Below are 24,743 nucleotides of genomic sequence, written 5' to 3' on the forward strand. Positions count from 1 at the left end.
TAGCCTTTCAAGGTTCGCCTGGGGTTGCTGTAGAGCAGACGACCGGTCTTGATTTAGCCGGCCACTGGCATAAACTGCGCGGCCGTTTTGCCTCCGGAAGCTGCTCCCCATGTCTGACGTATCCCCGGCCCGTGCCTGCGGCATCGACTTCGGCACCTCCAATTCCACGGTCGGCTGGCACCGCCCCGGCGTGGAATCGCTGATCGCCCTGGAAGACGGCAAGATCACCCTGCCCTCGGTGGTCTTCTTCAACATCGAGGAGCGGCGCCCGGTCTATGGCCGCCTGGCCCTGCACGAATACCTGGAAGGCTACGAAGGGCGCCTGATGCGCTCGCTCAAGAGCCTGCTCGGCTCCAAGCTTATCAAGCACGACACCAGCGTGCTGGGGACCGCCTTGCCGTTCAAGGACCTGCTGGGCATGTTCATCGGCGAGCTGAAGAAACGCGCCGAGGCCAATGCCGGCCGCAGCTTCGACGAAGTGGTGCTGGGCCGCCCGGTGTTCTTCGTCGACGACGACCCGGCCGCCGACCAGGAGGCCGAGGACACCTTGGCCGAGGTGGCCCGCAAGATCGGTTTCAAGGAGGTCTCGTTCCAGTACGAGCCGATCGCCGCAGCGTTCGACTACGAGTCGGGCATCAGCCGCGAAGAGCTGGTGTTGATCGTCGACATCGGCGGCGGTACTTCGGACTTCACCCTGATCCGCCTGTCGCCGCAGCGTCACTTGGTGGCCGAGCGTCAGAGCGACATCCTCGCCACGGGCGGCGTGCACATCGGCGGTACCGACTTCGACAAACAACTGAGCCTGCAAGGCGTGATGCCCTTGTTCGGCTACGGCAGCCGGATGAAGAGCCAGGCCTTGATGCCCACCAGCTACCACCTCAACCTGGCGACCTGGCACACCATCAACTCGCTGTATTCGCAGAAGTCGCAACTGGCCCTGGGCAGCATGCGCTACGACATCGAGGATACCTTGGGGATAGACCGGCTGTTCAAGCTGATCGAGGAGCGTGCCGGGCACTGGCTGGCCATGGAAGTGGAAGCGAGCAAGATCGAGCTGACCGAGCACGAAAGCCGGCGCATCGACCTCGGGCGCATCGAGCCAGCGCTGGCCGTGGACCTGACCCGTGGGCTGTTCGAGGAGGCCATCGAAGGGCTGCTGGAGCGGGTGCGCGGCAGTGTCAGCGAGCTGCTGAACAAGGCCGGCGTGAGCGAGGGGCAAGTGGACACGGTGTTCTTCACCGGCGGTTCCAGCGGCATCCCGGCGCTGCGCAACAGCGTAGCGGCGATGCTGCCCAATGCCCGGCATGTGGAAGGCAATATCTTCGGCAGCATCGGCAGCGGGTTGGCGATCGAGGCGCGCAAGCGCTACGGCGTAGCCTGATAACCGGCATATTTCCGCACCTGCCCTATCGCCGGCTTGCCGGCGATAGGGCAGGTGCAGGCCACCACCGTAATCAGACCAATTCCGCCCGCTTCAGCTCGCTCTTGAGGTAGGCGTAGTAGATCGGCCCCGCCACCACTCCAGGCAGCCCGAACGCCGCCTCGAACACCAGCATCGCCAGCAGCAGCTCCCACGACTTGGCACTGATCTGCCCGCCGACGATCCGCGCGTTGAGGAAGTACTCGACCTTGTGGATCACGATCAGGTAGCCCAGCGCCGCCACCGCCACCCAGATCGACAGCGACAGGCCGACGATGGTGATCAACGTGTTGGACATCAGGTTGCCGATCACCGGCAGCAGGCCCAGCAGGAACGTCAACACGATCAGGGTCTTGGTCAACGGCAGGTGCACGCCAAACAGCGGGAACACCACGGCCAGGAAGATCCCGGTGAAGAAGGTGTTGAGCAGGGAGATCTTGATCTGCGCGAAGACGATGTTGCGAAACGCTTGCACCAGCAGGCTCAGGCGTTCGAACAGCGCCGCGGCCAACGGCTTGCGCCGGGAAATATCGGGGATCCTCTGCAGGGCGACGATGGCGCCCAGGATCATGCCGATCAGCAAGGTGACGAACATGTGCGCCATGCCCTTGCCCACCAGTTGCAGCTCGCCCAGGTGACTCTTGAGCCAGTCGCCGATGGCCACCTTGAACTCGGCGGCGCTGGCCGGCAGGTAGCCTTCGATGAACGGCGGCAGCTGGCTGCGGGCCCGCTCTACGAGCCCCATGAACTTGTCCAGCGAAGCGCCAGGGTTTTCCGCCTCGTGCAAGAGGAAGCTGAAGGCGCCTGCGATCAGCAGGGTCAGGGTGGTGACCACCAGGGTGCCGAGCAGGGCCACGGCCAGCCAGCGCGCACGCTGCCCGGCAATGACCGGTTGCAACCGGGGGGTGAGCATATTGACCAGCTCGAACACCAGCAGGCCGGCCAACAGGCTGGGCAACAGCTTCAGGGGCAACGCCAGCAGCAGGCCGGCAAACACGATGATCCAGCTGGCCAGGGTGACCTGGCGGGGGGTGAAGGTCATACAGCCTCAACGGCAGACAACGGGAAAGATCCGCAGTCTGCCAGCCTTCGCCGTACAAACATAGGCGCAGGTCACTTCTTCTTGAGGCAGTCGCTCATGAAGGCCTTGCGCTCATCGCCCTTGAGCGCCTTGGTGGTGGCATCGGCGTTGCAGGTCTTCATTTTCTCCTGCTGGGTGGTCTTCAGGCATTTGCTCATGAAGGCCTTGCGCTCGTCACCCTTGAGGGTTTGCGCGGTGGCTTCGGCGTTGCAGGTTTTCATTTTTTCTTGCTGCGCAGTGGCGGCGAATCCCTGCGCGCTGATCATCACACCCAATACCAGCAATGGTACGTGCAGCATCTTCATGAAGCATCTCCTTGTCTCCACGCTGTGTGCGCGGTCGTCGAGCAGAGTGTAGACAAAATTTGTTACTCCCTGCTCAGCCCATGCGCGCCCGCCGCCGGTACTGCTCCGGCGTGCAATGGGCCTGGCGCTGGAACATGGCGATGAACGCCGACGCGGTGCTGTAGCCCAGATCGAAGGCGATGGCCTGGATCGGCAGGCCCGCCTCCAGCGCCTCGATCGCACGCAAAAACCGCAGGCGCAGGCGCCACTCGCCGAAGCTGATACCCAGCTCGCGAAGAAACTGGCGCGCCAGGGTCCGTTCGCTGACGAACACCTGGCTGGCCCAGTCGGCCAGCGGGCGGTTGTCCCCGGGCTCGGCATGCAAGGCGTCGAGCACCTGGCGCAGGCCCTCGCTGCGGGCGAAGGGCAAGTAGCAGCGTTGGGTCGGCGCCAGATGCAACTGGTCGAGCAGCACCTGGACCAGGCGCAAGTCGCGTTCGTCCTGCGCGACCTTGAGGTCGCGCTGGGCGAAGTCGCCGAGGATGGCCTTGAGGATGTCGCTAATGACCAGGCTGCAAGGGTTTGCCGGCAAGCCTTGGCACACGTCCCGGTCGAGGTAGACCGAGCGATAGACGATGGCCTGGGGGTTGTAGCAACCATGCTCAGTGCCCGGCGGGACCCACACGGCGTAATGCGGCGGCGAGACGAAGCGCTGCCCCTCGACATCCAGGTGCATGACGCCGTGGGCAGCGTAGTTGAGCTGCCCCCAGGAATGACGGTGCGGGGCGCTATGGGTGTCGGCGCCGAACTCATCGTAACGGAAGTACACCGGGGCCGGGAGGTGGTCGAAGGTTGGGATGTCGAGGTATTTGCGGGCCATCTTGGCTGCTTCGTGGGGTGGATTGTCCGTTTGCAAGTATAGGCATATGGACGGACAAGGGATAATGGCTGCCAGTCGGGGCCGCTGCGCGCCCCTTTCGCGGCACAAGACCGCTCCTACACGAGATTCACTGCTGCATGAATTACCTGTTCCCCCTGCTGGCGATCCTCATCTGGGCCGGCAACACCGTGGTCACCAAGATGTCCGCAGGCGCGATCCACCCTGCGGAAATCGGTTTCTACCGCTGGTTGCTGGCCGGCCTGCTGTTCACCCCGTTCCTGCTGCCGCAGGTCTGGCGCAACCGTGCGGCCATCGCCCCGCACCTGGGCAAGGTCTTCGTCCTCGGCGTGCTGGGCATGGCCATGTACCAGAGCCTGGCCTACTTCGCCGCCGGCATCACCAGTGCCACCAACATGGGCATCATCCTCTCGCTGATGCCGCTGATGTCCCTGGCTCTGGCCATCGCCTGGCTCGGCCAGCGGCTGACCTTCGGTGCGCTGTTCGGCGCCCTGGTGTCGTTCGTCGGTGTACTGGAAGTGGTCTCGGCAGGCCAACCCGCAATGCTGCTGCAGCAAGGCCTGAACGGCGGCGACCTGATGATGCTGGTGGCCACTTTCGCCTATGCGCTGTACAGCTTCCTGCTGAAGAAATGGCAACTGCGCGTACCTGCGATGCAGCTGCTGTACCTGCAGGTGCTGGTGGCGATCATCGTGCTGCTGCCGTTGTTCGTGCTGTCGCCGAAGACCGGCCTGAACGCGCATAACATCGGCCTGGTGCTGTATGCCTGTATCCTCGCCTCCATGGTCGCCCCCCGGGTATGGATGCAGGCCGTGCACCGCCTGGGCCCGAGCCGTACCACGCTGTTCTTCAACCTGCTGCCGGTGGTCACTGCGCTGATCGCCGCCGTGGTGCTGGATGAGCGCCTGGCCAGCTACCACTTGTACGGCGGCCTGCTGACGCTGCTGGGCGTGCTCCTTGCCGAGCGCTGGACAACGCCGCTGCGCAAGGTCGCTACAGCCCCGCGGCCTTGAGCCTTGCGGCATGCTCGGTGAACAAGCGCACCGGGTCGGCGCCCTTGCCCACGGCGCCAAGGGACTGGTTGACGATGTCCAGGTGGTCCAACGGGTAGTCGTCGCCGATCACCTGGCCCAGGTGCGAGCTGTAGCGCCCGACCATGCCGTCGCACTGGCCCCGTTCGCGCACGAAGGTACGCGCGAACAGCCGGCAGAAGCGGTTGCTGCCATCGAAGCGGTTGCGCCCCTGGTCGGTGCGCCCAGGCTGCAAGGTCCCGGACCAGGAGTAGTAGCGCACCCCATCGACTTCGTAGGCGCCTTCACCGCCCCAGGTCGTCGGCAGGCCCTGTGGATGGGCCTGGTTGAAGCGAGCGACGCCGGCCGTGGTGAAGGACTGGTGCGAGGCGTGCACATCGATGGGCAGCGGGTCGCGGCGCCAGCCGGTCTCCAGCCATACCAACAACACGGCCAGGGCATGCAAGGCCGCTTTGAGCAGCCGCCCCTGCGGTGAATCGCCCGGTGCCTTGCGCTCGAGGTAGTCGGCCAGCTCCGACCCCTGGTTGGGCCCGGCAACCGAGGTCACCGAGGCCACCCGGTCAGGTCGCTTGGCCGCGGCGTAGCGGGCGCTCAAAGCGCCCTGGCTATGGCCGATCAGGTTGACCCGCTCGGTGCCGGTACGCTGGCAGATATCCTCGATGATCGCCAGCAACTGTTCGCCGCGCAGTTCGCTGCAATGCAGCGGCGAGACCTGCACAGGGAACACCTGCGCACCGCCCCGGCGCAGCGCCGGTACGATGCCGAACCAGTAGGGGTAGAGCAGCACCCGCACGAAACCGAGCATGCCCGGTACCAGCACCAGCGGGTAGCGCGTGGCCAGCGTCTGGTTCATGGCTCCCTCCCCTCTCTTGGGCGATGCGCCCAACACTACCGCGCAGGGTCTGGCCATCGCAATCGAACTCCTGGCGCGCGGTGCGGTTCCAAACCAGAACAGACCCCTGAGCAAGGAGCGGGACCATGTACAAACAGACCCTGGCAATCCTTTTGACCAGCGCGGCCCTGGCCGGCTGCGGCAGCCACCCGGAGAACCCGGTGGACTACGTGACCTACCGCGACGAACCGCTGGTCAAGCAGGTAGAGAACGGCATGACCATGCAGAAGGTCATCGCCATCGGCGGCAGCCCTTCGAGCGCCACCGACCTGCCCAACGGCGGCACCTGCAACGACTACATCCTCAACCGTGACGGCCACCAGCAGCCGTACTACGTGCGCTTCGACGCCACCGGCCATGTCGACGCCAAGGGCTTCAAGACCTGCAAGCAACGAGAAGAGGACCGCGAGGCCGTCCCTGGCGCCTGAGCCCTCCCTGATTGACCGTGACCCACCTGATCCTTTCGGAGATGAACATGAACACGACTGAACTGACCGACGTGCGAACCCTGCGCGAGCGCGCACGGCACCATGTCGAGCAAGGCGCCGTGACCGAAGGCTACAGTGCCGACCGCGACACGATCCTGCGCCTGCTCAACGAGGCGCTGGCCACGGAGCTGGTGTGCAACTTGCGCTACAAGCGCCACTACTTCATGGCCAGCGGCATCAAGGCCAGCGTGGCAGCAGACGAGTTTCTCGAACATGCCGGGCAGGAAGCCGAGCATGCCGACAAGCTGGCCGAGCGCATCGTCCAGCTCGGCGGCGAACCGGACTTCAACCCGGACAACCTGAGCCGCAATGCCCACGCCCAGTACGTGGCGGGCAATTCCCTGAAAGAGATGGTGCTGGAGGACTTGGTGGCCGAGCGCATCGCCATCGACAGCTATCGCGAGATCATCCAGTACATCGGCGAGAAAGATCCGACCACCCGGCGCATTTTCGAAGAAATACTGGCCCAGGAAGAAGAGCATGCCGATGACATGGCAGACCTGTTGAAAGGGCTGTAGATCGCAGGGGCTGCTTTGCACCCCTTTCGCGGCACAAGGCCGCTCCTACACGGCTTCTGTAGGAGCGGCCTTGTGCCGCGAAAGGGCCGCAAAGCGGCCCCCTCCACTATTTCCTGCCCTTCACCGCAGCCGGCGCCTTGCCCGCCTTCATCCGCTCGAGCAACGGCGTGCACTGGTTGGGCACATCCCCACTGGGCGCGATCAGCGCCAGCAGCCCCGCCGCCGGCCCGATCGCCACCCCCAAGGCCACCATCCCCGCTCCACGCAGCGCCAGCGGTACCGCTTGCACCCCGGCGCGCGGGTTGGCGAAGGTGCCACGCACATAAAGGGGCGAACGCAGCGAGAACAGGCGCACGCCCTTGGACTCCGGCGTGATCTTCAGGTCCAGCTGCTCACTGGCGAAATTCGCTGTGCCGTTGACGTAGATGATCGCGTTCTCGGTGTCGAAGACGAACAATCGGGTGGTCGCCAAGCCATCCTTGATGCCGACATCGGCCGCCGCGCAGTTGATCTTCACTTCCTCGTCGCCGAACAGCTTGCCCAGCACATAGTTGCCCACGTTGAGCCCGGCGATCTCCATCAGGCTGCGGCTGATGGCGCCATCATTGATCAACAGGCTCAGGTCACCGTTGGAGGTGCCCAGCAAGGCCGCCACCGAATTGCCGCGCCCACTCAGGTCAGCATCACCATTGAGCTCGCCGAAGCTGGTCTGCATCGGTGCGAAGGTCGGGAACAACTGCTTGAGCTTGAAGCCACGGGCCGACAACCGTGCCCTGCCCTGCAGCGGCACGCTGCGGCCATCCAGGCGGATGTTCGAATTCAGGTTGCCGCCGGCCACGCCAAAGCGCAGGGGTTCCAGGCGCAGCACGCCATCCTCCAGCACCACATGGGCGGACAGGTCCTTGAACGGCAGTTGCTCGCTGTGAACGATGCGCTTGCCGCTGAAGGTGACGTCAGCATCCATGGCCCGCCAGCGCTCGGTACGAAACGCCTCCACCGGCAGCACCTTGCCCGCTGGCTGTTTGCTCGCCCCGCCGCGGGCCTTCTGCTCGGCGTTGGAGTCGGCGCCGATCAACGGTGCCAGGTCCTTGAATAGCAGCTGGTTGGACACCAGCGTGCCGGAGAGCCTGGGCCGCGGCTTGCTGGCGACGAAGGCCAGGTCACCATGGATGTCGCTGTCGCCGATCTTGCCGTTGAAGCCTTCATAGCGGAATCGCGCCCCCTCGGGCTCGTGCAGGTTGGCGATCAGGTGGCCATCGGTGGCATAGGCCGGGGTGTCGGGCAGGGTCACGCCGGTCAGCGGGTAGAGATTGCCCAGGCTGCTGCCGGACAAGCGCAGGCGCAGGTCGAGCGCGCCGAGGTTGCGCGGGTCGGTCAGGGTGCCGGCGAGCGCCACCCGGGTATCGCCGATGCGTGCATCGGCCTGCAGCGGGAATGGCTGGCGGGCATCCTGCAAGGCCAGCAGGCCGCCGATCTTGCCAGTGCCGGACACGGCCTGGCCCTTGTAGGTACCCTGCGCCTTCAGGCCGAAGGCGTAGTCCTGGGCACCCCCGGCTTTCTCGGCACTGGCCTTGCCGACGATTTCGCTGAAGGGGATCGGCTTGCCCAAGGGGTCGATCTGCACGTTCATGCGGGTCTTGAGGGTCTGGTCGTTAAAACGCACGTTGCCTTGGTCGAAGCCGATGGCGCCGATGTCCAATACCCACTTGGACGGCTCGGCATTTTCATCCTTGGGCCCGAAGTCGAAGGTCCAGTTGGCACGGCCGTCGGCCAGCCGAGTGAGGCTTGCGGTCGGCTTGGTGAGGTCGATACGCGGGATGACGATCTGCTGGAACACCAGCGGCACCGGCGCCAGACGGAAGGCCACGCGCTCCAGGCCGACCATGCGGGGCTCCTCGAGCCAGTCGGGGTTGCCCAGGGTAAGGTCTTCGGCGATGAAGTGTGGCCAGGGCACCCAGGCCCGCCAGCCACCCTCCTCGGGTTCGCGGCGCCACTGCACGGCGAGGTTGCCGTTGATCGCGAATGGCCGGTGCAGGGCTTCGGACACCTTCTCGTTGAGCAGCGGCTTGACGCGGTTCCAGTCGAATGTAGCGATCACTACCACCAGTATCGCCAGCAGGGTCAACAGGCTGGTGAAGATCCAGACGAGGATTCGGACGGGACGCGTCATTGCGTGATTCTCCTGACTGCATGGCACGAAGCGGGTGCGACGGCGGCACCTAGTATGTCGGACTGATGAAAACCCGCTGGGTTTTATCGATGGCGATGATAACGGAGATTTTCCTGGCGCCTTTCTCAGCTTTTGGTCGGCTGTCACCGGTCCACTACCAGGCCTGCGCGTTTCCTCGATGCCCGGAAAGTATCGAGCCAGAGCCTTCGCCCGCTGTATCAATGCCGTCGATTGTTACCATTATCCGTATGAACTTCTCTCTGGAGTTACCAAGCGTAGCATTGGCCTCGTACCCACTTTTCCAGCCCCCCAGAGGAGCACCGAGATCATGAAACGCCACCTGCTGCTGAGCCTTGCCCTGTCTGCCCTTGCCGCCAACGCCTTCGCCCTGCCGGCCGAGGAACAACACCTGAATGCCGAGTCGCGCTCCAGCGCCGCCACTGTTTCGCAACCGCTGAATACCCTGGCAGAAGGTGGCGCCGATCGCCTGATCGAACGTAGCAACCGCGTCGCCGAAGGCGGCTCCGATCGCCTGATCGAACGTAACAACCGCGTCGCCGAAGGCGGCTCCGATCGCCTGATCGAACGTAACAACCGCGTCGCCGAAGGCGGTTCCGATCGCCTGATCGAGCGTAACAACCGCGTCGCCGAAGGCGGTTCCGATCGCCTGATCGAGCGTAACAACCGCGTCGCCGAAGGCGGTTCCGATCGCCTGATCGAGCGTAACAACCGTGTTGCCGAGGGTGGTTCCGATCGCCTGGTCGAACTCAGCCGCATGGGCTGATCGCCATGGCCAAGAACAACAACCCTCCCTGCGCTGGCTGTTCCCCTCCAAGCCCGGTCCATTGACCGGGCTTCGTTTTTTTATCTAGAGTGCCCAGCCGTACAGTCACAGAATCCGCCCCATGCTGCCGCGCGCCGAACAAAAGCTACAGACCCGCCAGGCCCTGCTGGATGCCGCCTGCCAGCTCATGGAGAGCGGCCGGGGTTTCGGCAGCATCAGCCTGCGCGAGGTGGCCAGGGCCGCCGGCATCGTGCCCACGGGCTTCTACCGCCACTTCCCGGACATGGACGCGTTGGGCCTGGCCCTGGTCGCCGAAGTCGATGCCACCTTCCGTCAGACCATCCGCCTCGTACGGCACAATGAATTCGAACTCGGCGGCATCACCGACGCCTCGGTGCGCATCTTCCTCGACGTGGTCGCCGCGCACCGCGCCCAGTTCCTGTTCCTGGCCCGCGAGCAGTACGGCGGTTCCCAGGCCGTGCGCCAGGCCATCGCCCGCCTGCGCCAGGACATCAGCGACGACCTGGCCACCGACCTGGCCCGTATGGCGCGCTGGCAGCACCTGGACAACGCGGCCCTGGCGGTCATGGCCGACCTGGTGGTCAAGACCGTATTCGCCACCTTGCCGGAGCTGATCGACTGCCCGGACCCCGATAACCCCCAGACCCTGACGCCACAGGAAAAGATCACCCAGCAACTGCGCTTCATCTTCGTCGGCGCTCGGCATTGGCAAGGGCTCGGCAATCCGGGCTGATCCTATTCTCCGTCGACAGCCCGCCCCCACTGGTGAACGTGAAGGCGAAAGCAACCCACAACCCCGTTCTGCTACCATGGCGCACTGCCCGATAGCGACGAGCGCCTTCATGCCCAACCCCCGCCTCCCTTTCCCCGAACTGGCCCGCTTCAACCAGCATTTCGCCGAACGTATCGTGCCGTTGTGGCAAGGCCCGGGCTGGAACGCCGAATTGGCTCTGCCCTTCGAGGCGCTCGACGACACGCACCGGCCGATGCCGGTCCAACGCTACCGAGCCATGGCCTGCGCCCGTCAGCTGTACCTGTTCAGCAGCCGGATCGAGCAACCGGGCGCGGCCGAACGGGCTGCGGCGTTGTTCCGCTCGCTGCAACGTCACTTCCACGATGCCGAACACGGCGGCTGGTTCTACAGCATCGATGCCGAAGGCCGGCCATTGGACCGGCGCAAGGACCTCTATACCCATGCCTTCATCGTCTTCGCGTGCGCCCATTACTGGGGCAAGGTACGCGAGGGTCTGGTGGAGTCCGCGCTCAATGCCGCCCTGGATATCGTCGCCGAGCGTTTCGCTCGGGATGACGGGCTGTATGAGGCCAGCCTGGACGAAGACTGGTCGGACCTGGGCAGCGGCCCGTTGCAGAACCCACAGATGCACCTGGCCGAGGCCTTCCTGCAAACGCTGGCGGTACGCAGCGATGACACTACCCGCCAGGCCCTGCTGAACCTGTGCGAGGCTCTGCAAGCCCACTTCATCGACCCGGCCCACGGCCTGATGCTGGAAAAGCCCCGAGGGGCTGTGGACAACTGGTTCGAACCGGGCCACCAGTTCGAATGGTTCTACCTGCTCGACACCTCGCCGCTGTTGCGCGAAAGCGCGCTGCACGCCTCCATCACCCGGGCGTTCGACTATGCCGAGCGGCATGGGGTCAAGGAGTCGGCGGTGCTGGCCATGCTGGATGTGGACGGCAAGGTGATCGACCCCACCCAACGCATCTGGGCCCAGGCCGAATACCTGCGGGCACTGGCCTTGCGGCCGGGGAACGAGCGCAAGGTACAGGCCCAGTTGCAAGCGCTGGAGAAGCGGTTCCTGCATGCAGGTGGCTGGCACGAATGCCGCGACGGCAACGGCGCGGTGAGCCGGCATGACATGCCCTCGACCACGCCCTACCACCTGGCGACCTGCCTGGAAGGCTTGCAGCGCCTGGCCTGAAAGGCATGTCTGGTGCCAACCTACCCTTTGGCCGAGCGATCGATCGAGAACCCTGCCCAGTCCTGGCTCACCGGCATCAATTCAAGGCTGTTGATATTGATGTGCGCCGGCTGGTTGAGAATCCAGAAGATGGTTTCGGCGATGTCCTGCGGCTGGATCGGCTCAGCGCCTGCGTAGGTGGCATCGTAGCGCGCCTGGTCCCCGCCGAAGCGCACCAGCGAGAACTCGCTTTCGCACAGCCCCGGCTCGATATTGCTGACGCGCACGCCCGTACCACGCAGGTCGCAGCGCAGGCTCAGGGAAAACTGCCCGACGAAGGCCTTGGTGCCGCCATACACATGGCTGCCCGGGTAGGGATAGTTACCCGCCACCGAGCCCACGTTGAGGATGCTCGCGCCACGGCCATGGGCGATCAGGCGAGGCAGCAGCAGCCGGGTGGTGTACATCAGCCCCTTGATGTTGGTGTCGACCATGGTTTCCCAGTCGTCCAGGTCGCAGTCCTGCGCTGGCGAAGCGCCCAGGGCCAGACCTGCGTTGTTGACCAGGCCCTGGAGCTTGTCGAACGCCGGCGGCAGGTTGGCAATCGCCTGTTCCATGGCCTTGCGGTCACGCACATCGAGCACCAGGCCATGGACTTCGGTCTGGCCCGACAGCTCGGCGCACAGGGCATCCAGGCGCTCCTTGCGCCGACCGGTGAGCACGAGCTTCCAACCGGCCTTGGCGAAACGTCGGGCAGTGGCTTCACCGAACCCGGAAGTGGCGCCGGTAATGAATACGGTGGACGTCATGCTGATCTCCTTTCAGGTGGATAAGTGGATAGGCAGACTTGCAGCATGCCCGCCGGCGCGGTTACCAGCAAGCCGATCCACCTGCTGATCAAGAAATAGCCAGATACCTGAAACCCTTGTGGCAAAGGCCTCGGGTACGCCTATGCTCATGTTATCCACAAGGCTTTCCCCACGGATTGGGGGCAACTTGTTCATTCTGCGGAATGCTTTTCCCCAGGCAGGTTCCCTAAAGGGCCTTGCCGTGATGGCCCAAGGCTTTCAGCGACGCTGTCTGCAGCGGTCTGTCCAAGGCTTTTACACAGAGTTATCCACAACTTTTCCAAGGCAGCCGCACGCCGCCCCAGGTGCTTGAAAGCAAAGGGAAAACGCTCACGGAAAGCTTTTGATCAAAAAACGTACAGAGCGCTGCAAGCCTTTATTTCAAAGGCTTTGCGCCACATGCCACCATGTTTTCCACAGCCGGTTCCACACGATCCGTGGACAAAGCGAAGCCTGTGGAAACAACGATTTGCGAAGCAGTCCTGCAGGGCTTTGCGGGAGGTATGCGACAAGTTGTCCACATTGGCACCTAACGCAGCAAAGCATGACAGGCGGCCGCTGCGCACTCGATCGCGGCACAAGGCTACTCATACCCACCCTGTAGGAGCGGCCTTGTGCCGCGATGGGCCGCAAAAGCGGCCCCTTGAACAGCGTCAATGCCCGCCCAGGTAGGCGTTGCGCACTTCCTCGTTGGCCAGCAGCTCCTGCCCTGTCCCGCTCATGCGGATCTGCCCGTTGACCATCACATAGGCCCGGTCGGAAAGCTTCAACGCATGGTTGGCGTTCTGCTCCACCAGGAAGATGGTCATCCCGCTCTGGGCCAGTTCGCGCAAGGTCGAGAAGATCTGCTTGACCACGATCGGCGCCAGCCCCAGCGACGGCTCATCGAGCAGCAACAGCTTGGGCCGGCTCATCAACGCCCGGGCGATGGCGAGCATTTGCTGCTCGCCGCCGGACATGGTCATGGCCCGCTGGTTACGGCGTTCCTTCAACCGTGGAAACAGCTCGTACATGCGTTGCATGTCCGCATCGGCATGCTTGTCGCCGATGGGGATGGTTCCCATCATCAGGTTTTCCTCGACGGTCATGTCGGGGAATACCCGGCGCCCTTCCGGCGACTGGGCGATGCCGTTGGAGGCGATGTAGTGGGACGACTTGCGGGTGATATCGGTACCGCGGTACACGATATGCCCCGACGCCGCCCGTGGCTGGCCGAAGATCGACATCAGCAGGGTCGACTTGCCGGCGCCGTTGGCTCCGATCAGGCTCACCGTCTCGCCTTCGTTGATGTGCATGCTGACTTTCTTCAGCGCCTGGATCGGCCCGTAGAACACGTCCAGGTCCTTGAGCTCGAGAATGGGTGCACTCATACCAGTTCCTCTTCGTCGGCACCCAGGTAGGCGGCGATCACCGTCGGGTTGTTGCGGATGTCCTGCGGGGCGCCTTCGGCGATCACGTTGCCATGGTCGAGCACCACGATATGGTCGGAAATGCTCATGACCATGCCCATGTCGTGTTCGATCAGCACCACGGTGATGTCGTGCTCGTCGCGCAACACCCGGATCATGCGGCTCAACGCCTCGGTTTCCTGGGGGTTGAGGCCGGCGGCCGGTTCGTCCAGGCAGATGATCTTCGGCCGGGTGCACATGGCACGGGCGATTTCCAGGCGCCGCTGCTGGCCGTAGGACAACTCGCCCGCCAGGCGGTTGGCGCAGTCGACCAGGTCGACCACCTCCAGCCAGTAGAACGCATGGTCCAGGGCGTCGCTCTCGGCCTTGCGGTAGGCCTTGGTATTGAGCACGCCCGCCAGCAGGTTGCGGTTGACCCACATGTGCTGGGCCACCAGCAGGTTTTCCACCACCGACATTTCCTTGAACAACCGGATGTTCTGGAACGTGCGGGCCAGGCCGGCGCGGTTGACCAGGTGGGTACCGCCGAACATCTTGTAGTACATACGGTTGGCAAAACGCGCCGGCGACACGAAGTCGCCTGGCTGGAAGCGCTCGCCCAGCAGCTGGATGACGTTGGTCTTGCCGCCGCGCACGTTCAGCTCGATGCGCCCGCCACTGGCCTTGTAGAAGCCGGTGAGGCAGTTGAACACGGTGGTCTTGCCGGCCCCGTTGGGGCCGATCAGGGCGAAGATCTGGTTGCGCCGGACCTTCAGGCTGACATCGCTGAGCGCCTTGATGCCGCCGAACTGCATCATCAGGTTGTCGACCGAGAGAATGATATCGTCGCTCATGGCGCCACTCCTTTACGCGGGACTACACCGGCACGGCTGATACGGATCAATCCGCGAGGTCGCCAGATCATCATCAACACCATCAGCACGCCGAACAGCAGCACCCGGTATTCCGAGAAGCTGCGCAGCAGTTCCGGTGCCACGGTCAGCACGAACGCTGCGATCACCACGCCCACGGTGGAGCCCATGCCACCGAGCACCACGATGGCCAGGATCAGCGCCGACTCGAAGAAGGTGAACGAGGATGGGTTGACGAAGCCCTGGTAAGTGGCGAAGAACACCCCGGCAAGGCCCGCGGTGGACGCGCCGATGGTGAAGGCCGAGAGCTTGACCAGCACATGGTTCAGGCCCATGGAGCGGCAGGCGATCTCGTCTTCGCGCAAGGCTTCCCAGGCACGGCCGACCGGCATGCGGGTCAGCCGGTGCTTGATGTACAGCACCGCCAGCACGACGATGAACAGCACCGCATAGATGAACACGAACTTGAGGTTGGCGTTGTAATCGAAGCCGAAGAATTCATGGATCGGCACGCCGCCGTCCTTGGCCCGGCGGCCGAACTCAAGGCCCAGGAAGGTCGGGGCCGGTGCCGGCATGCCGTTCGGGCCGCCGGTGAACGACAGCCAGTTGTTCAACACCAGGCGGATGATCTCGCCGAAGCCCAGGGTCACGATCGCCAGGTAGTCGCCGTGCATGCGCAGCACCGGGAACCCGAGTATGCACCCGGCCAGCGCCGCGGCGATCGCCGCCAGCGGCAACACGCTCCAGAAGCCCAGGCCCAGGTACTGGTAGCCAAGGGCCAAGCCGTAGGCGCCGATGGCGTAGAACGCCACGTAGCCCAGGTCGAGCAGGCCGGCCAGGCCCACCACGATGTTCAACCCCAGGCCCAGCAGCACGTAGATCAGGCCGAGGATGACCACCGTGAGCAGGTACTTGTTGGCGAAGATCGGGAAGACGATGGCGATGACGATCAGCGCCGGGATGATGTAGCGCAGCCGCGACTTGTAGTCCGGCGCCAGCACATGTACCCCCGAGCCGCCGCTTTCGAAGCCTTGGAGCATGCGTTGCCCCGTCGGGGACTGGAGGAACAGGCTGAGGATGAAGCGCCCGATCATCACTCCCCCGACCAGCCAGGCCACACGACGAGGCTCGGCATTGAAGCTGTAGCCATCGAGCACCACGCCGACCACGGGGCCGAACACGATCAGGGCGAGCAAGCCGGCGACGATGGTCTCCAGCAGGCTGCGCTTGATGTCGAAACCGGAAGAAACAGTATTGGGCGAAACAGGATTGGCAGCAGACATGTTCACACCTTAGCCACGAGCGGGCGACCCAGCAGGCCTTGGGGACGGAAGATCAGGATCATCACCAGCAGCGAGAAACTGAACACGTCCTTGTAGTCGGAGTTGATCAGGCCGGAGAACAACGACTCGGAGATCCCCAGGATGATGCCGCCGAGCATGGCGCCGGGGAGCGAGCCGATCCCACCGAGCACCGCGGCGGTGAACGCCTTGATGCCGATGATGAAGCCGGCATAGAAGTCGAAAGTGCCGTAGTTCATGGTGATCAACACGCCAGCCAGGGCGGCCATCACCGCGCCGATGACGAACACGTAGGAGATCACCCGGTCGGTGTTGATCCCCAGGATCGAGGCCATCTTGCGGTCTTGCTGGGTGGCACGGCACATGCGGCCGAGCTTGGTGTACTTGATGACGTAGGTCAGCAGGGCCATGCCGATGAAGGCTGCCACCAGGATGAAGATCTTGGTGTAAGTCAATTGCACGAAACCGGTGCCCACTTCGACGCGTACAGCACCTTCGAGCAGGGTTGGCACGCCTTGCTGGCGGGCGCCCTGGCTGATCTGCGCGTAGTTCTGCAAGATCAGCGAAATGCCGATGGCGCTGATCAAAGGTGCCAGGCGGGTGGAGTTACGCAGGGGCTTGTAGGCGATGCGCTCGATGGTGAAGCCGTAGACGCCGGTCACGACGATGGTGAACAACAAGGTTCCCAACATCAGCAGGGGAAACGACTCGATACCGAAATAGGCCAGCAATGCCAGACTGATCGCCGCGAGGTACGCGGAGATCATATACACCTCGCCGTGCGCGAAGTTGATCATGCCGATGATGCCATAGACCATTGTGTAGCCGATGGCGATCAGACCATAGACAGACCCGAGGGTCAGCCCATTGATCAGTTGCTGCAGGAAAATACCATCCATAACGCAATCTCACCTGATTGAGATTGCACGAGCGCCGACCACGGCGGACCACGGATGAAGCGGCCCTCGCAGCGCAGAACTGTGCAGATCTACGGATAAAGACAGGTACCGCGGGGCAGCGGCCCGGGGCAGTGCACGCCCGGGCCAGCAGCCATTGTTGTTATTTTTGTTTTTCCAGCTGGTGGTACTTGCCGTTGGCATCCCACTGGTAGACCACGTAGTCGGAAACGGTCAGGTCGCCCTTGCTGTCCCACTTCTTCTCGCCCATGACGGTCTTGACCGGGTTGGCCTTGAGCCATTCGGCGGCGTCTTCCCCCTTGTTCGACTTGGCGCCGTTGAATGCGGCGGCCAGCGCCTGCAGGGAGGCGTAGGCGTACAGGGTGTAGCCTTCAGGCTCGGTGCCGGCCTTGCGGAACTCCTCCACCACGGCCTTGCTGTCGGGCAACAGGCGCGGGTCGGCGCCGAAGGTCATGTACACGCCATTGACGTACTGGGCGCCGCCGGCGGTAGCCACCAGTTCGTCGGTGACGATGCCGTCGTCGGACATGAACTTGACGTCCTTCAGGCCTTGCTCGCGCAGTTGGCGTACCAGCGGGCCGGCTTCGGGGTGCAGGCCGCCGAAGTAGACGACGTCGGCACCGGCGGCGCGAATCTTGGTGACCACGGCACTGAAGTCCTTCTCGCCACGGGTCAGGCCTTCGTACAGCACCGGCTTCACGCCGCGCTTTTCCAGCTGTGCCTTGGTGGCGTCGGCCAGGCCTTGGCCATAGGTGTCCTTATCGTGCAGGACCACCACTTTCTTGCCCTTGAGCACGTCGACGATGTAGTCGCCGGCGACGATGCCTTGCTGGTCGTCACGGCCACACATGCGGAACATGGCGGTCAGGCCGCGCTCGGTGACCTGCGGGTTGGTGGAGCCTGGGGTGATGGCGATCACGCCCGCTTCGTCGTAGACCTCGGAAGCGGGAATGGTGTTGGAGGAGCAGAAGTGGCCCACCACGCCGATCACCTTGTCCTGGTCGACCAGGCGGTTGGCCACGGCCACGGCCTGCTTCGGCTCGCATGCGTCGTCACCCTTGACCAGGACGATCTTCTCGCCGTTCACCCCACCAGCGGCATTGATCTTGTCGGCCGCCGCCTGTGCACCTTTCATGTACTGTTCGCCAAACGCTGCGTTGGCACCGGTCATCGGGCCCGCGACGCCGATCTTGACGTCGGCTTGAACAAACGAAGAGACACCCAGTGCCGAAGCGACGGCGAGCGCCAGGAAACCTTTCTTGTAGAACGTCTGCGACATGAGGTGGTGCTCCTTAGAGTTTTTTTGGTTGGCACTACAACTTTCAGCATCAAGCTCAGAGCAAGCGGCGTGCCAGAGGTTTTGTCTTTGCGCAAAACGCACCCATGCGGCAGGCCAGAGGCGACCGGCGGCCTTTTCTTTATTGAGCGTGCAACCGTCTGCCACAGGCGTGGCGCCACCCTCTCCCCTAGACAAGGCGCAACCACATAGTGCCATCATCGCAACCACGGCAAGTGTTTACGTGCAACCGACCTGTAACCGCGAACGTCACCGAACTGCACACTGATAGTGCGCGACTGCTACAGCCGGCACCGTTTCAAGGCTAGCCAAGAGGTCGACTTGCGCCAGCCTGTGGGAGCGGGCTCGCCCCGCGATCAAGGGCGAAGCCCTTGCCGTCACCGTGACGGCAGGAAGGGCCAAGCGCGGGACAAGCCCGCTCCCACAAGCCCACCGACACCACAACCAGCAAAAGGCTGGCACAATGGCCCGCATTCCGCGCGTTCGCCCTCGTTACGCGAACGCCGCCACCTGGAGCCTTTCAATGAGCGAGAGCGCATTTGCCGAGCGCATCGTGCACAACCTGCTCGACACCGACTTCTACAAGCTGACGATGATGCAGGCCGTCCTGCACAACTACCCGGATGCCGACGTGGAATGGGAATTCCGCTGCCGCAACGGCGAGGACCTGCGCCCCTACCTGGGCGAGATCCGCAACCAGATCGAACGGCTCAGCGACCTGACCCTCGATGATGGCCAGCTGGAGTTCCTCGAACGCATCAGCTTCCTCAAGCCGGACTTCCTGCGCTTCCTGCGCCTGTTCCGCTTCAACCTGCGCTACGTGCACATCGGCATCGAGCATGACCAGCTGTACCTGCGCCTGCGCGGCCCGTGGCTGCACGTGATCCTCTTCGAAGTGCCCCTGCTGGCGATCATCAGCGAGGTACGCAACCGCCACCTGCACCCACGCATGCGCCTGGCCGAGGCGCGCGACCAGCTTTACCGCAAGTTCGATTGGCTGCGCGCCCATGCCAGCGATGAAGAACTGGCCGCCCTGCAGGTCGCCGATTTCGGCACCCGCCGGCGTTTCTCCAGCCGCGTCCAGGAAGAAGTGGTGAGGGTACTGCGCGATGACTTCCCGGCGCGCTTCGTGGGCACCAGCAACGTCGACCTGGCCTGGAAATTGGACGTGAAACCCCTGGGCACCATGGCCCACGAATGGATCATGGCCCACCAGCAGCTCGGCCCACGGCTGATCGACAGCCAGATCGCCGCGCTGGATTGCTGGGTACGCGAATACCGTGGGCTGCTGGGCATCGCCCTGACCGACTGCATCACCATGGATGCCTTCCTCACCGATTTCGACCTGTACTTCGCCAAGCTCTTCGACGGCCTGCGCCACGATTCGGGCGAACCGGTGGCCTGGGCGGAAAAGGCCATTGCCCACTATCAGAAACTGGGCATCGACCCGATGACCAAGACCCTGGTGTTCTCCGACGGGCTGAACCTGACCCGCTCGCTGGAAATCTTCCGCGCCCTGCGCGGTCGCATCAATGTGAGTTTCGGCATCGGCACCAACCTGACGTGCGACATCCCCGGGGTGGCGCCCATGAGCATCGTGCTTAAAATGACCGACTGCAACGGCTCGCCGGTGGCCAAGATCTCCGACGAAGCCGCCAAGACCCAGTGTCGAGACGCGAACTTCGTCGCCTACCTGCGTCACGTATTCAAAGTCCCCAGCAAGGAGTAACCCATGCAAGCCGTCCAGCGAGAGATTGCACAGCAACTCAAGGTGCAGCCGCCGTTCGCCGATGCCGCTGCGCTCAAGGCCGAAGTCACCCGGCGCGTGGCCTTCATCAAGCAGTGCCTGGCCAATGCCCGGCTCAAGACGCTGGTCCTGGGCATCAGCGGCGGAGTCGACTCGCTGACCGCTGCCCTGCTTGCCCAGCGCGCCATCAACGAGCTGCGCGCCGAGACCGGCGACGATGGCTACCGCTTCATCGCCGTGCGCCTGCCGTACCAGGTGCAGCACGACGAGCATGATGCTCAGGCCTGCCTGGAGGTCATCAAGGCCGATGAAGTCCATACCGTCGATATCGCCCCGGCGGTGCGCGCCCTGGCGAACGAAACCAAGGCGCTGGAAGGCGGCTCGCCGACCTTGGTGGATTTCGTGGTGGGCAACGTCAAGGCACGTATGCGGATGGTGGCCCAGTACGCCATCGCCGGCGCCCGCGCAGGGCTGGTGATCGGTACCGATCATGCGGCTGAAGCGGTCATGGGCTTTTTCACCAAGTTCGGCGACGGCGCCTGCGACCTGGCACCGCTGAGCGGCCTGGTGAAAAACCAGGTACGCGATATCGCCCGCAGTTTCGGCGCGCCCGAGGCGCTGGTGGAAAAGGTGCCGACCGCGGACCTGGAGGACCTTGCGCCGGGCAAGCCGGACGAAGCCTCCCACGGCGTGACCTACCAGGAAATCGACGCCTTCCTGCATGGGCAGCCGGTGCGCCAGGAAGCGTTCGACATCATCGTCGCCACCTACCGCAAGACCCAGCACAAGCGCGAGCTGCCGTTCGCGCCTTGAAAAGCATCGCGGGACAAGCCCGCTCCCACAAGGTCATTAGTGATCCCTGTAGGAGCGGGCTTGTCCCGCGATTGGAGGGCAAGGCCCTCCCCTAACCTCTTACTTGACGATGACCTTGCCCTTCATCATCGAGATGTGGCCCGGGAAGGTGCAGAAGAAGCTGTAGTCACCGCCGGCTTCCAGCTTCGACGTGTCGAACTTCACCTCGGTTTCCTTCTCCGGCGCGCCGATCATCTTGGTGTGGGCGATGATGTTGGCGTTGTCAGCCTTCAGGTAATCCTTGTCCAGGCCCTGGGACATGCCTTCGGTAGCGATGGCCTGCATGTCGGCAGTCTTGCTGATCACCAGGTTATGGCCCATGACGTTCTTCGGCAGGCTGCCGCTGTGGGTCAGCTTGACGGTGAATTCCTTGCAGCTCTTGTCTACGGTGAATTCCTTGGTGGTGTAGGACATCTGGTCGGTGGACTCGACAGTCACCGAGCACTCGGCTGCGAAGACAGAGGCGCTGGCGAGGGTCAGCAGGGATACCGCTACAGCTTTCGCAAACATCGTGAATCTCCTTGGCAGGGTTTTATCAATTGCGAGACTGCCTGAAACCTGTTTCCTCCTCGCTGATATGGGTCAAGGAGGATCGAGGGGCCAGCCAGTAGATTTGTTCAATGGATTGTATACAACCAATCTAAGTGCACATCATGCCCTCTTGAAGGACGATGGGACAACCTCTCATTACAGGAGCCATGACAATGTTTCTCTCGACCTTCATGAACAGCCTGCTCGCCGCCTATGCCCACGGGGCCACCGGCGCGCTGTGCGAGTTCTCCCGCCCGGAGTGAATCCGGCCTTGGAAGCGGCGGGCATGCGCCTTACCCTGTCAGCGCATGTGATTGGAGATAAGCAATGCCTGTACGTTCCGTTTGTGTCTTTTGTGGCGCCAGCACCGGCGCCAACCCAGCCTATCGGGAAGCGGCCGTGGCGCTCGGCCAGGCCATCGCCAAGCGCGGCCTGACGCTGGTGTACGGCGGCAGCGCGGTCGGCCTGATGGGCGCGGTCGCCGATGCGGCCATGGCCGCGGGTGGTGACGTCATCGGCGTCATGCCGCAGAGCCTGATCGACGCGGAAATCGGCCACAAGGGCCTGCCACGCCTGGAAGTGGTCGATGGCATGCATGCCCGCAAGGCGCGCATGGCCGAGCTGAGCGATGCCTTCATCGCCCTGCCCGGCGGCCTGGGGACGCTCGAGGAGCTGTTCGAAGTCTGGACCTGGGGCCAGTTGGGCTACCACGCCAAGCCGCTGGGCTTGCTGGATGTGAATGGGTTCTACGAGAAGCTTGGCGGGTTCCTCGACCACATCGTCGAGGAAGGTTTCGTGCGGCCCCAGCACCGGGCGATGCTGTTGCTGGGCAAGCAGCCCGATGAGCTTTTGGATGCGATGGGTGAATTCGTGGCGCCGGTGCTGCCCAAGTGGGTCGATAAGACGCCTGATTGAAGCTGGGAGCTTCGGGACCGCTTTGCGGTCCTTTCGCGGCACAAGGCCGCTCCTACAGGGGTATGCGCTCTCCTGTAGGAGCGGCCTTGTGCCGCGATGGGCTGCAAAGCAGCCCTAAAAAGGGATCAGTCAGCGCGGAATGACCGGCTGACGCGGCTTCCTCTTGCCCTTGCCGCCCTTGGCCGCTTCCTTGCGCTCCTTGGCCGCCTGCTGGTTGCGGGCGAACGCCTCGGCCTTGGCCTTCTCGCGCTTGTCCCACGGTTTGCTGCCATCGCTGGCACGCGGCGGTAGGCCGGTGTGCTGGGTGAGGATCTTCTGGTCCTTGCCCACCTTGTGGCTGCCGGCCGGGGTCGAGTTCTTGCGCCGGGCACTCTGGTAACTGTCGGTCTGCGGCTGGTGCAGCGGGATCAGCTGGTGCTTGCCCGGCCCGATCAGGTCGGCACGGCCCATGCGCTGCAGGGCCTCGCGCAGCATCGGCCAACCCTTGGGGTCGTGGTAGCGCAGGAATGCCTTGTGCAGGCGGCGCTGCTCCTCGCTCTTGACGATCTCCACCCCTTCGCTCTTGTAGGTGACCTTGCGCAGCGGGTTCTTGCCCGAGTGGTACATGGCCGTGGCCGAGGCCATGGGCGAAGGGTAGAACGCCTGCACCTGGTCGGCGCGGAAGCCATTGCCCTTGAGCCACAGGGCGAGGTTCATCATGTCCTCGTCGGTGGTGCCGGGGTGCGCGGCGATGAAGTACGGGATCAGGTACTGCTCCTTGCCCGCCTCCTTGGAGAACTTCTCGAACATGCGCTTGAAGCGGTCATAGGTGCCGATGCCCGGCTTCATCATTTTGTCCAGCGGGCCACGCTCGGTGTGCTCCGGGGCGATCTTCAGGTAGCCACCCACATGGTGGGTCACCAGCTCCTTGACGTATTCCGGCGATTCCACCGCCAGGTCGTAGCGCAGGCCCGAGGCGATCAGGATCTTCTTCACCCCCGGCAAAGCGCGGGCCTTGCGGTACAGCTCGATCAACGAACTGTGGTCGGTGTTGAGGTTCTCGCAGATACCCGGGAACACGCACGACGGCTTGCGGCAGTGCTTCTCGATGTCGTGGCTCTTGCAGGCGATGCGGTACATGTTGGCGGTCGGGCCACCCAGGTCGGAAACCACGCCGGTGAAGCCCGGTACCTTGTCGCGCATCTCCTCGATCTCGTGCAGGATCGACTCATGCGAGCGGTTCTGGATGATCCGCCCTTCGTGCTCGGTGATCGAGCAGAAGGTGCAGCCGCCGAAGCAGCCACGCATGATGTTCACCGAGAAACGGATCATCTCGTAGGCCGGGATACGTTCCTTGCCGTAGGCCGGGTGCGGCACGCGCGCGTAGGGCATGCCGAACACGTAGTCCATCTCTTCGGTGCTCATCGGGATGGGTGGCGGGTTGAACCACACATCCACCTCGCCATGCTTCTGCACCAGGGCACGGGCATTGCCCGGGTTGGTCTCCAGGTGCAGCACCCGGTTGGCGTGGGCATAGAGCACCGGGTCGTTACGCACTTTCTCGAACGACGGCAGGCGGATCACCGACTTTTCCCGGGTCATGCGCGGGCTGTCGAGGATCTGCACCACCTTGGCTTCGTTCGGGTCTTCGACCTCGCCCTTGGCCTGCTCGATGGCGCAGGCCTGGGTATCCTGGGTATTCACGTACGGGTTGATGATCTTGTCGACACGGCCCGGGCGGTCGATGCGGGTCGAGTCGATCTCGTACCAGCCCTCGGGCGTGTCGCGGCGCACGAACGCGGTACCGCGTACATCGGTGATGGTCTCGATCTTCTCGCCGCCTGCCAGGCGCTGGGCCACCTCAACCACCGCGCGCTCGGCGTTGCCGAACAGCAGAATGTCGGCGCTGGCGTCGATCAGGATCGAGTGGCGGACCTTGTCCTGCCAGTAGTCGTAGTGCGCGATACGGCGCAAGGAGGCCTCGATGCCGCCGAGCACGATCGGCACGTGCTTGTAGGCTTCCTTGCAGCGCTGGCTGTAGACCAGGCTGGCGCGATCCGGACGCTTGCCGGCCATACCTCCGGGCGTGTAGGCGTCGTCGGAACGGATCTTCTTGTCCGCGGTATAGCGGTTGATCATCGAGTCCATGTTGCCGGCCGCGACACCGAAGAACAGGTTCGGTTCGCCGAGCTTCATGAAGTCGTCCTTCGACTGCCAGTTCGGCTGGGCGATGATGCCCACGCGGAAGCCCTGGGCCTCCAGCAGACGGCCGATGATGGCCATGCCGAACGACGGATGGTCGACGTACGCATCACCGGTCACGATGATGATGTCGCAGGAATCCCAGCCGAGCAGATCCATCTCCTCCCTGCTCATCGGCAGGAAAGGCGCTGGCCCGAAGCATTCGGCCCAGTACTTGGGATAGTCGTAGAGTGGCTTGGCTGCTTGCATGTCAATGACCGGTATGGGTGTGCAGGGAAATCGCGGGCGCGGAATATAGCACAAATTTTGATCAAATCCGACGACAAAGGTCGGATTCATCGAAAGCCAGGCATGGCGCGACTTCAGGAGCGGCCTTGTGCCGCTCCCC

The 24,743-nt window shown here is 63.6% G+C and carries 23 protein-coding genes; 10 read left to right on the forward strand and 13 right to left on the reverse strand.

Annotated elements, in window-relative coordinates; genetic code table 11:
- Nucleotides 1–109: 109 nt before the first annotated feature.
- Nucleotides 110–1,381 (forward strand): Hsp70 family protein, encoded by a 1,272-nt coding sequence (locus K8374_RS21095; RefSeq protein ID WP_084854271.1) that lies wholly within the window; start codon nt 110–112, stop codon nt 1,379–1,381.
- 73 nt (nt 1,382–1,454) lie between these two features.
- On the opposite strand, the gene K8374_RS21100 is transcribed toward K8374_RS21095, so the two are convergent.
- The 3 genes from K8374_RS21100 to K8374_RS21110 form a co-directional block, all read right to left on the reverse strand.
- Nucleotides 1,455–2,462, reverse strand: a complete 1,008-nt coding sequence (locus K8374_RS21100; RefSeq protein WP_224457065.1) for an AI-2E family transporter — start codon at nt 2,460–2,462, stop codon at nt 1,455–1,457.
- A 71-nt stretch (nt 2,463–2,533) separates the two neighbouring features.
- Nucleotides 2,534–2,806, reverse strand: coding sequence for a PsiF family protein (locus K8374_RS21105; RefSeq protein WP_196154814.1), 273 nt, complete (start codon nt 2,804–2,806; stop codon nt 2,534–2,536).
- A 73-nt stretch (nt 2,807–2,879) separates the two neighbouring features.
- A complete protein-coding gene (locus K8374_RS21110) occupies nt 2,880–3,665 on the reverse strand; it encodes an AraC family transcriptional regulator (protein WP_224457066.1) in 786 nt (261 codons plus the stop codon).
- A gap of 137 nt (nt 3,666–3,802) precedes the next feature.
- On the opposite strand from K8374_RS21110, the gene K8374_RS21115 reads away from it, so the two are divergent.
- Nucleotides 3,803–4,696 (forward strand): DMT family transporter, encoded by an 894-nt coding sequence (locus tag K8374_RS21115; protein WP_224457067.1) that lies wholly within the window; start codon nt 3,803–3,805, stop codon nt 4,694–4,696.
- Here K8374_RS21115 and K8374_RS21120 read toward each other — a convergent pair.
- The gene (locus K8374_RS21120) at nt 4,677–5,567 is read right to left on the reverse strand and encodes an esterase/lipase family protein (RefSeq protein ID WP_224457068.1); all 891 of its coding nucleotides are present in this window, start codon (nt 5,565–5,567) and stop codon (nt 4,677–4,679) included. The two genes, K8374_RS21115 and K8374_RS21120, sit on opposite strands and share 20 nt — an antisense overlap.
- A gap of 125 nt (nt 5,568–5,692) precedes the next feature.
- Between K8374_RS21120 and osmE the strand changes: the two genes are divergently transcribed.
- Both osmE and K8374_RS21130 read left to right on the forward strand, forming a co-directional pair.
- Nucleotides 5,693–6,034, forward strand: a complete 342-nt coding sequence (gene osmE / locus K8374_RS21125) for an osmotically-inducible lipoprotein OsmE (RefSeq protein WP_084854257.1) — start codon at nt 5,693–5,695, stop codon at nt 6,032–6,034.
- A 47-nt stretch (nt 6,035–6,081) separates the two neighbouring features.
- Nucleotides 6,082–6,612 carry a bacterioferritin gene (locus K8374_RS21130; protein WP_224457069.1) on the forward strand — a complete coding sequence of 177 codons (531 nt, stop codon included), beginning with the start codon at nt 6,082–6,084 and terminating at the stop codon, nt 6,610–6,612.
- A 106-nt stretch (nt 6,613–6,718) separates the two neighbouring features.
- Here K8374_RS21130 and K8374_RS21135 read toward each other — a convergent pair whose 3' ends face one another.
- A complete protein-coding gene (locus K8374_RS21135; RefSeq protein WP_224457070.1) occupies nt 6,719–8,782 on the reverse strand; it encodes an AsmA family protein in 2,064 nt (687 codons plus the stop codon).
- 328 nt (nt 8,783–9,110) lie between these two features.
- Between K8374_RS21135 and K8374_RS21140 the strand changes: the two genes are divergently transcribed.
- The 3 genes from K8374_RS21140 (at nt 9,111) to K8374_RS21150 (ending at nt 11,527) form a co-directional block, all read left to right on the forward strand.
- On the forward strand, nt 9,111–9,566 hold the full coding sequence (locus tag K8374_RS21140) for a phage infection protein (protein ID WP_224457071.1): 456 nt from the start codon (nt 9,111–9,113) through the stop codon (nt 9,564–9,566).
- A 121-nt stretch (nt 9,567–9,687) separates the two neighbouring features.
- The gene (locus tag K8374_RS21145; protein WP_224457072.1) at nt 9,688–10,320 is read left to right on the forward strand and encodes a TetR family transcriptional regulator; all 633 of its coding nucleotides are present in this window, start codon (nt 9,688–9,690) and stop codon (nt 10,318–10,320) included.
- Nucleotides 10,321–10,429: 109 nt separating this feature from the next.
- Nucleotides 10,430–11,527 carry an AGE family epimerase/isomerase gene (locus tag K8374_RS21150; protein WP_224457073.1) on the forward strand — a complete coding sequence of 366 codons (1,098 nt, stop codon included), beginning with the start codon at nt 10,430–10,432 and terminating at the stop codon, nt 11,525–11,527.
- A 20-nt stretch (nt 11,528–11,547) separates the two neighbouring features.
- On the opposite strand, the gene K8374_RS21155 is transcribed toward K8374_RS21150, so the two are convergent.
- From K8374_RS21155 to K8374_RS21180, 6 genes are all read right to left on the reverse strand, one after another.
- Nucleotides 11,548–12,315 (reverse strand): SDR family oxidoreductase, encoded by a 768-nt coding sequence (locus tag K8374_RS21155; protein ID WP_224457074.1) that lies wholly within the window; start codon nt 12,313–12,315, stop codon nt 11,548–11,550.
- Between the two features lie 692 nt (nt 12,316–13,007).
- Nucleotides 13,008–13,724 (reverse strand): ABC transporter ATP-binding protein, encoded by a 717-nt coding sequence (locus K8374_RS21160; protein WP_224457075.1) that lies wholly within the window; start codon nt 13,722–13,724, stop codon nt 13,008–13,010.
- Nucleotides 13,721–14,596: an ATP-binding cassette domain-containing protein gene (locus K8374_RS21165; RefSeq protein ID WP_084854238.1), complete on the reverse strand. Its 876-nt coding sequence runs from the start codon at nt 14,594–14,596 to the stop codon at nt 13,721–13,723. Before K8374_RS21165 ends, K8374_RS21160 begins: the two co-directional genes overlap by 4 nt.
- Nucleotides 14,593–15,897, reverse strand: coding sequence for a high-affinity branched-chain amino acid ABC transporter permease LivM (livM, locus tag K8374_RS21170; RefSeq protein WP_224457076.1), 1,305 nt, complete (start codon nt 15,895–15,897; stop codon nt 14,593–14,595). The genes K8374_RS21165 and livM overlap by 4 nt, the downstream gene beginning before the upstream one ends.
- Nucleotides 15,898–15,899: 2 nt before the next feature.
- Nucleotides 15,900–16,814, reverse strand: coding sequence for an ABC transporter permease subunit (locus K8374_RS21175; protein WP_084854233.1), 915 nt, complete (start codon nt 16,812–16,814; stop codon nt 15,900–15,902).
- A gap of 160 nt (nt 16,815–16,974) precedes the next feature.
- A complete protein-coding gene (locus K8374_RS21180; RefSeq protein ID WP_084854231.1) occupies nt 16,975–18,111 on the reverse strand; it encodes a branched-chain amino acid ABC transporter substrate-binding protein in 1,137 nt (378 codons plus the stop codon).
- A gap of 541 nt (nt 18,112–18,652) precedes the next feature.
- On the opposite strand from K8374_RS21180, the gene pncB reads away from it, so the two are divergent.
- Both pncB and nadE read left to right on the forward strand, forming a co-directional pair.
- Nucleotides 18,653–19,858 carry a nicotinate phosphoribosyltransferase gene (pncB, locus tag K8374_RS21185; protein ID WP_224457077.1) on the forward strand — a complete coding sequence of 402 codons (1,206 nt, stop codon included), beginning with the start codon at nt 18,653–18,655 and terminating at the stop codon, nt 19,856–19,858.
- Nucleotides 19,859–19,861: 3 nt separating this feature from the next.
- The gene (gene nadE / locus K8374_RS21190) at nt 19,862–20,689 is read left to right on the forward strand and encodes an ammonia-dependent NAD(+) synthetase (RefSeq protein ID WP_224457078.1); all 828 of its coding nucleotides are present in this window, start codon (nt 19,862–19,864) and stop codon (nt 20,687–20,689) included.
- A gap of 99 nt (nt 20,690–20,788) precedes the next feature.
- On the opposite strand, the gene azu is transcribed toward nadE, so the two are convergent.
- Nucleotides 20,789–21,238, reverse strand: coding sequence for an azurin (azu, locus tag K8374_RS21195; RefSeq protein WP_224457079.1), 450 nt, complete (start codon nt 21,236–21,238; stop codon nt 20,789–20,791).
- 348 nt (nt 21,239–21,586) lie between these two features.
- Between azu and K8374_RS21200 the strand changes: the two genes are divergently transcribed.
- Nucleotides 21,587–22,174: a TIGR00730 family Rossman fold protein gene (locus K8374_RS21200; protein ID WP_224457080.1), complete on the forward strand. Its 588-nt coding sequence runs from the start codon at nt 21,587–21,589 to the stop codon at nt 22,172–22,174.
- 129 nt (nt 22,175–22,303) lie between these two features.
- Here the strand turns inward: K8374_RS21200 and K8374_RS21205 are convergent, their stop codons facing one another.
- Nucleotides 22,304–24,604, reverse strand: coding sequence for a YgiQ family radical SAM protein (locus K8374_RS21205; RefSeq protein WP_224457081.1), 2,301 nt, complete (start codon nt 24,602–24,604; stop codon nt 22,304–22,306).
- Nucleotides 24,605–24,743: the final 139 nt, after the last annotated feature.

It is taken from the genome of Pseudomonas sp. p1(2021b), assembly GCF_020151015.1.
Classification (GTDB): domain Bacteria; phylum Pseudomonadota; class Gammaproteobacteria; order Pseudomonadales; family Pseudomonadaceae; genus Aquipseudomonas; species Aquipseudomonas putida_K.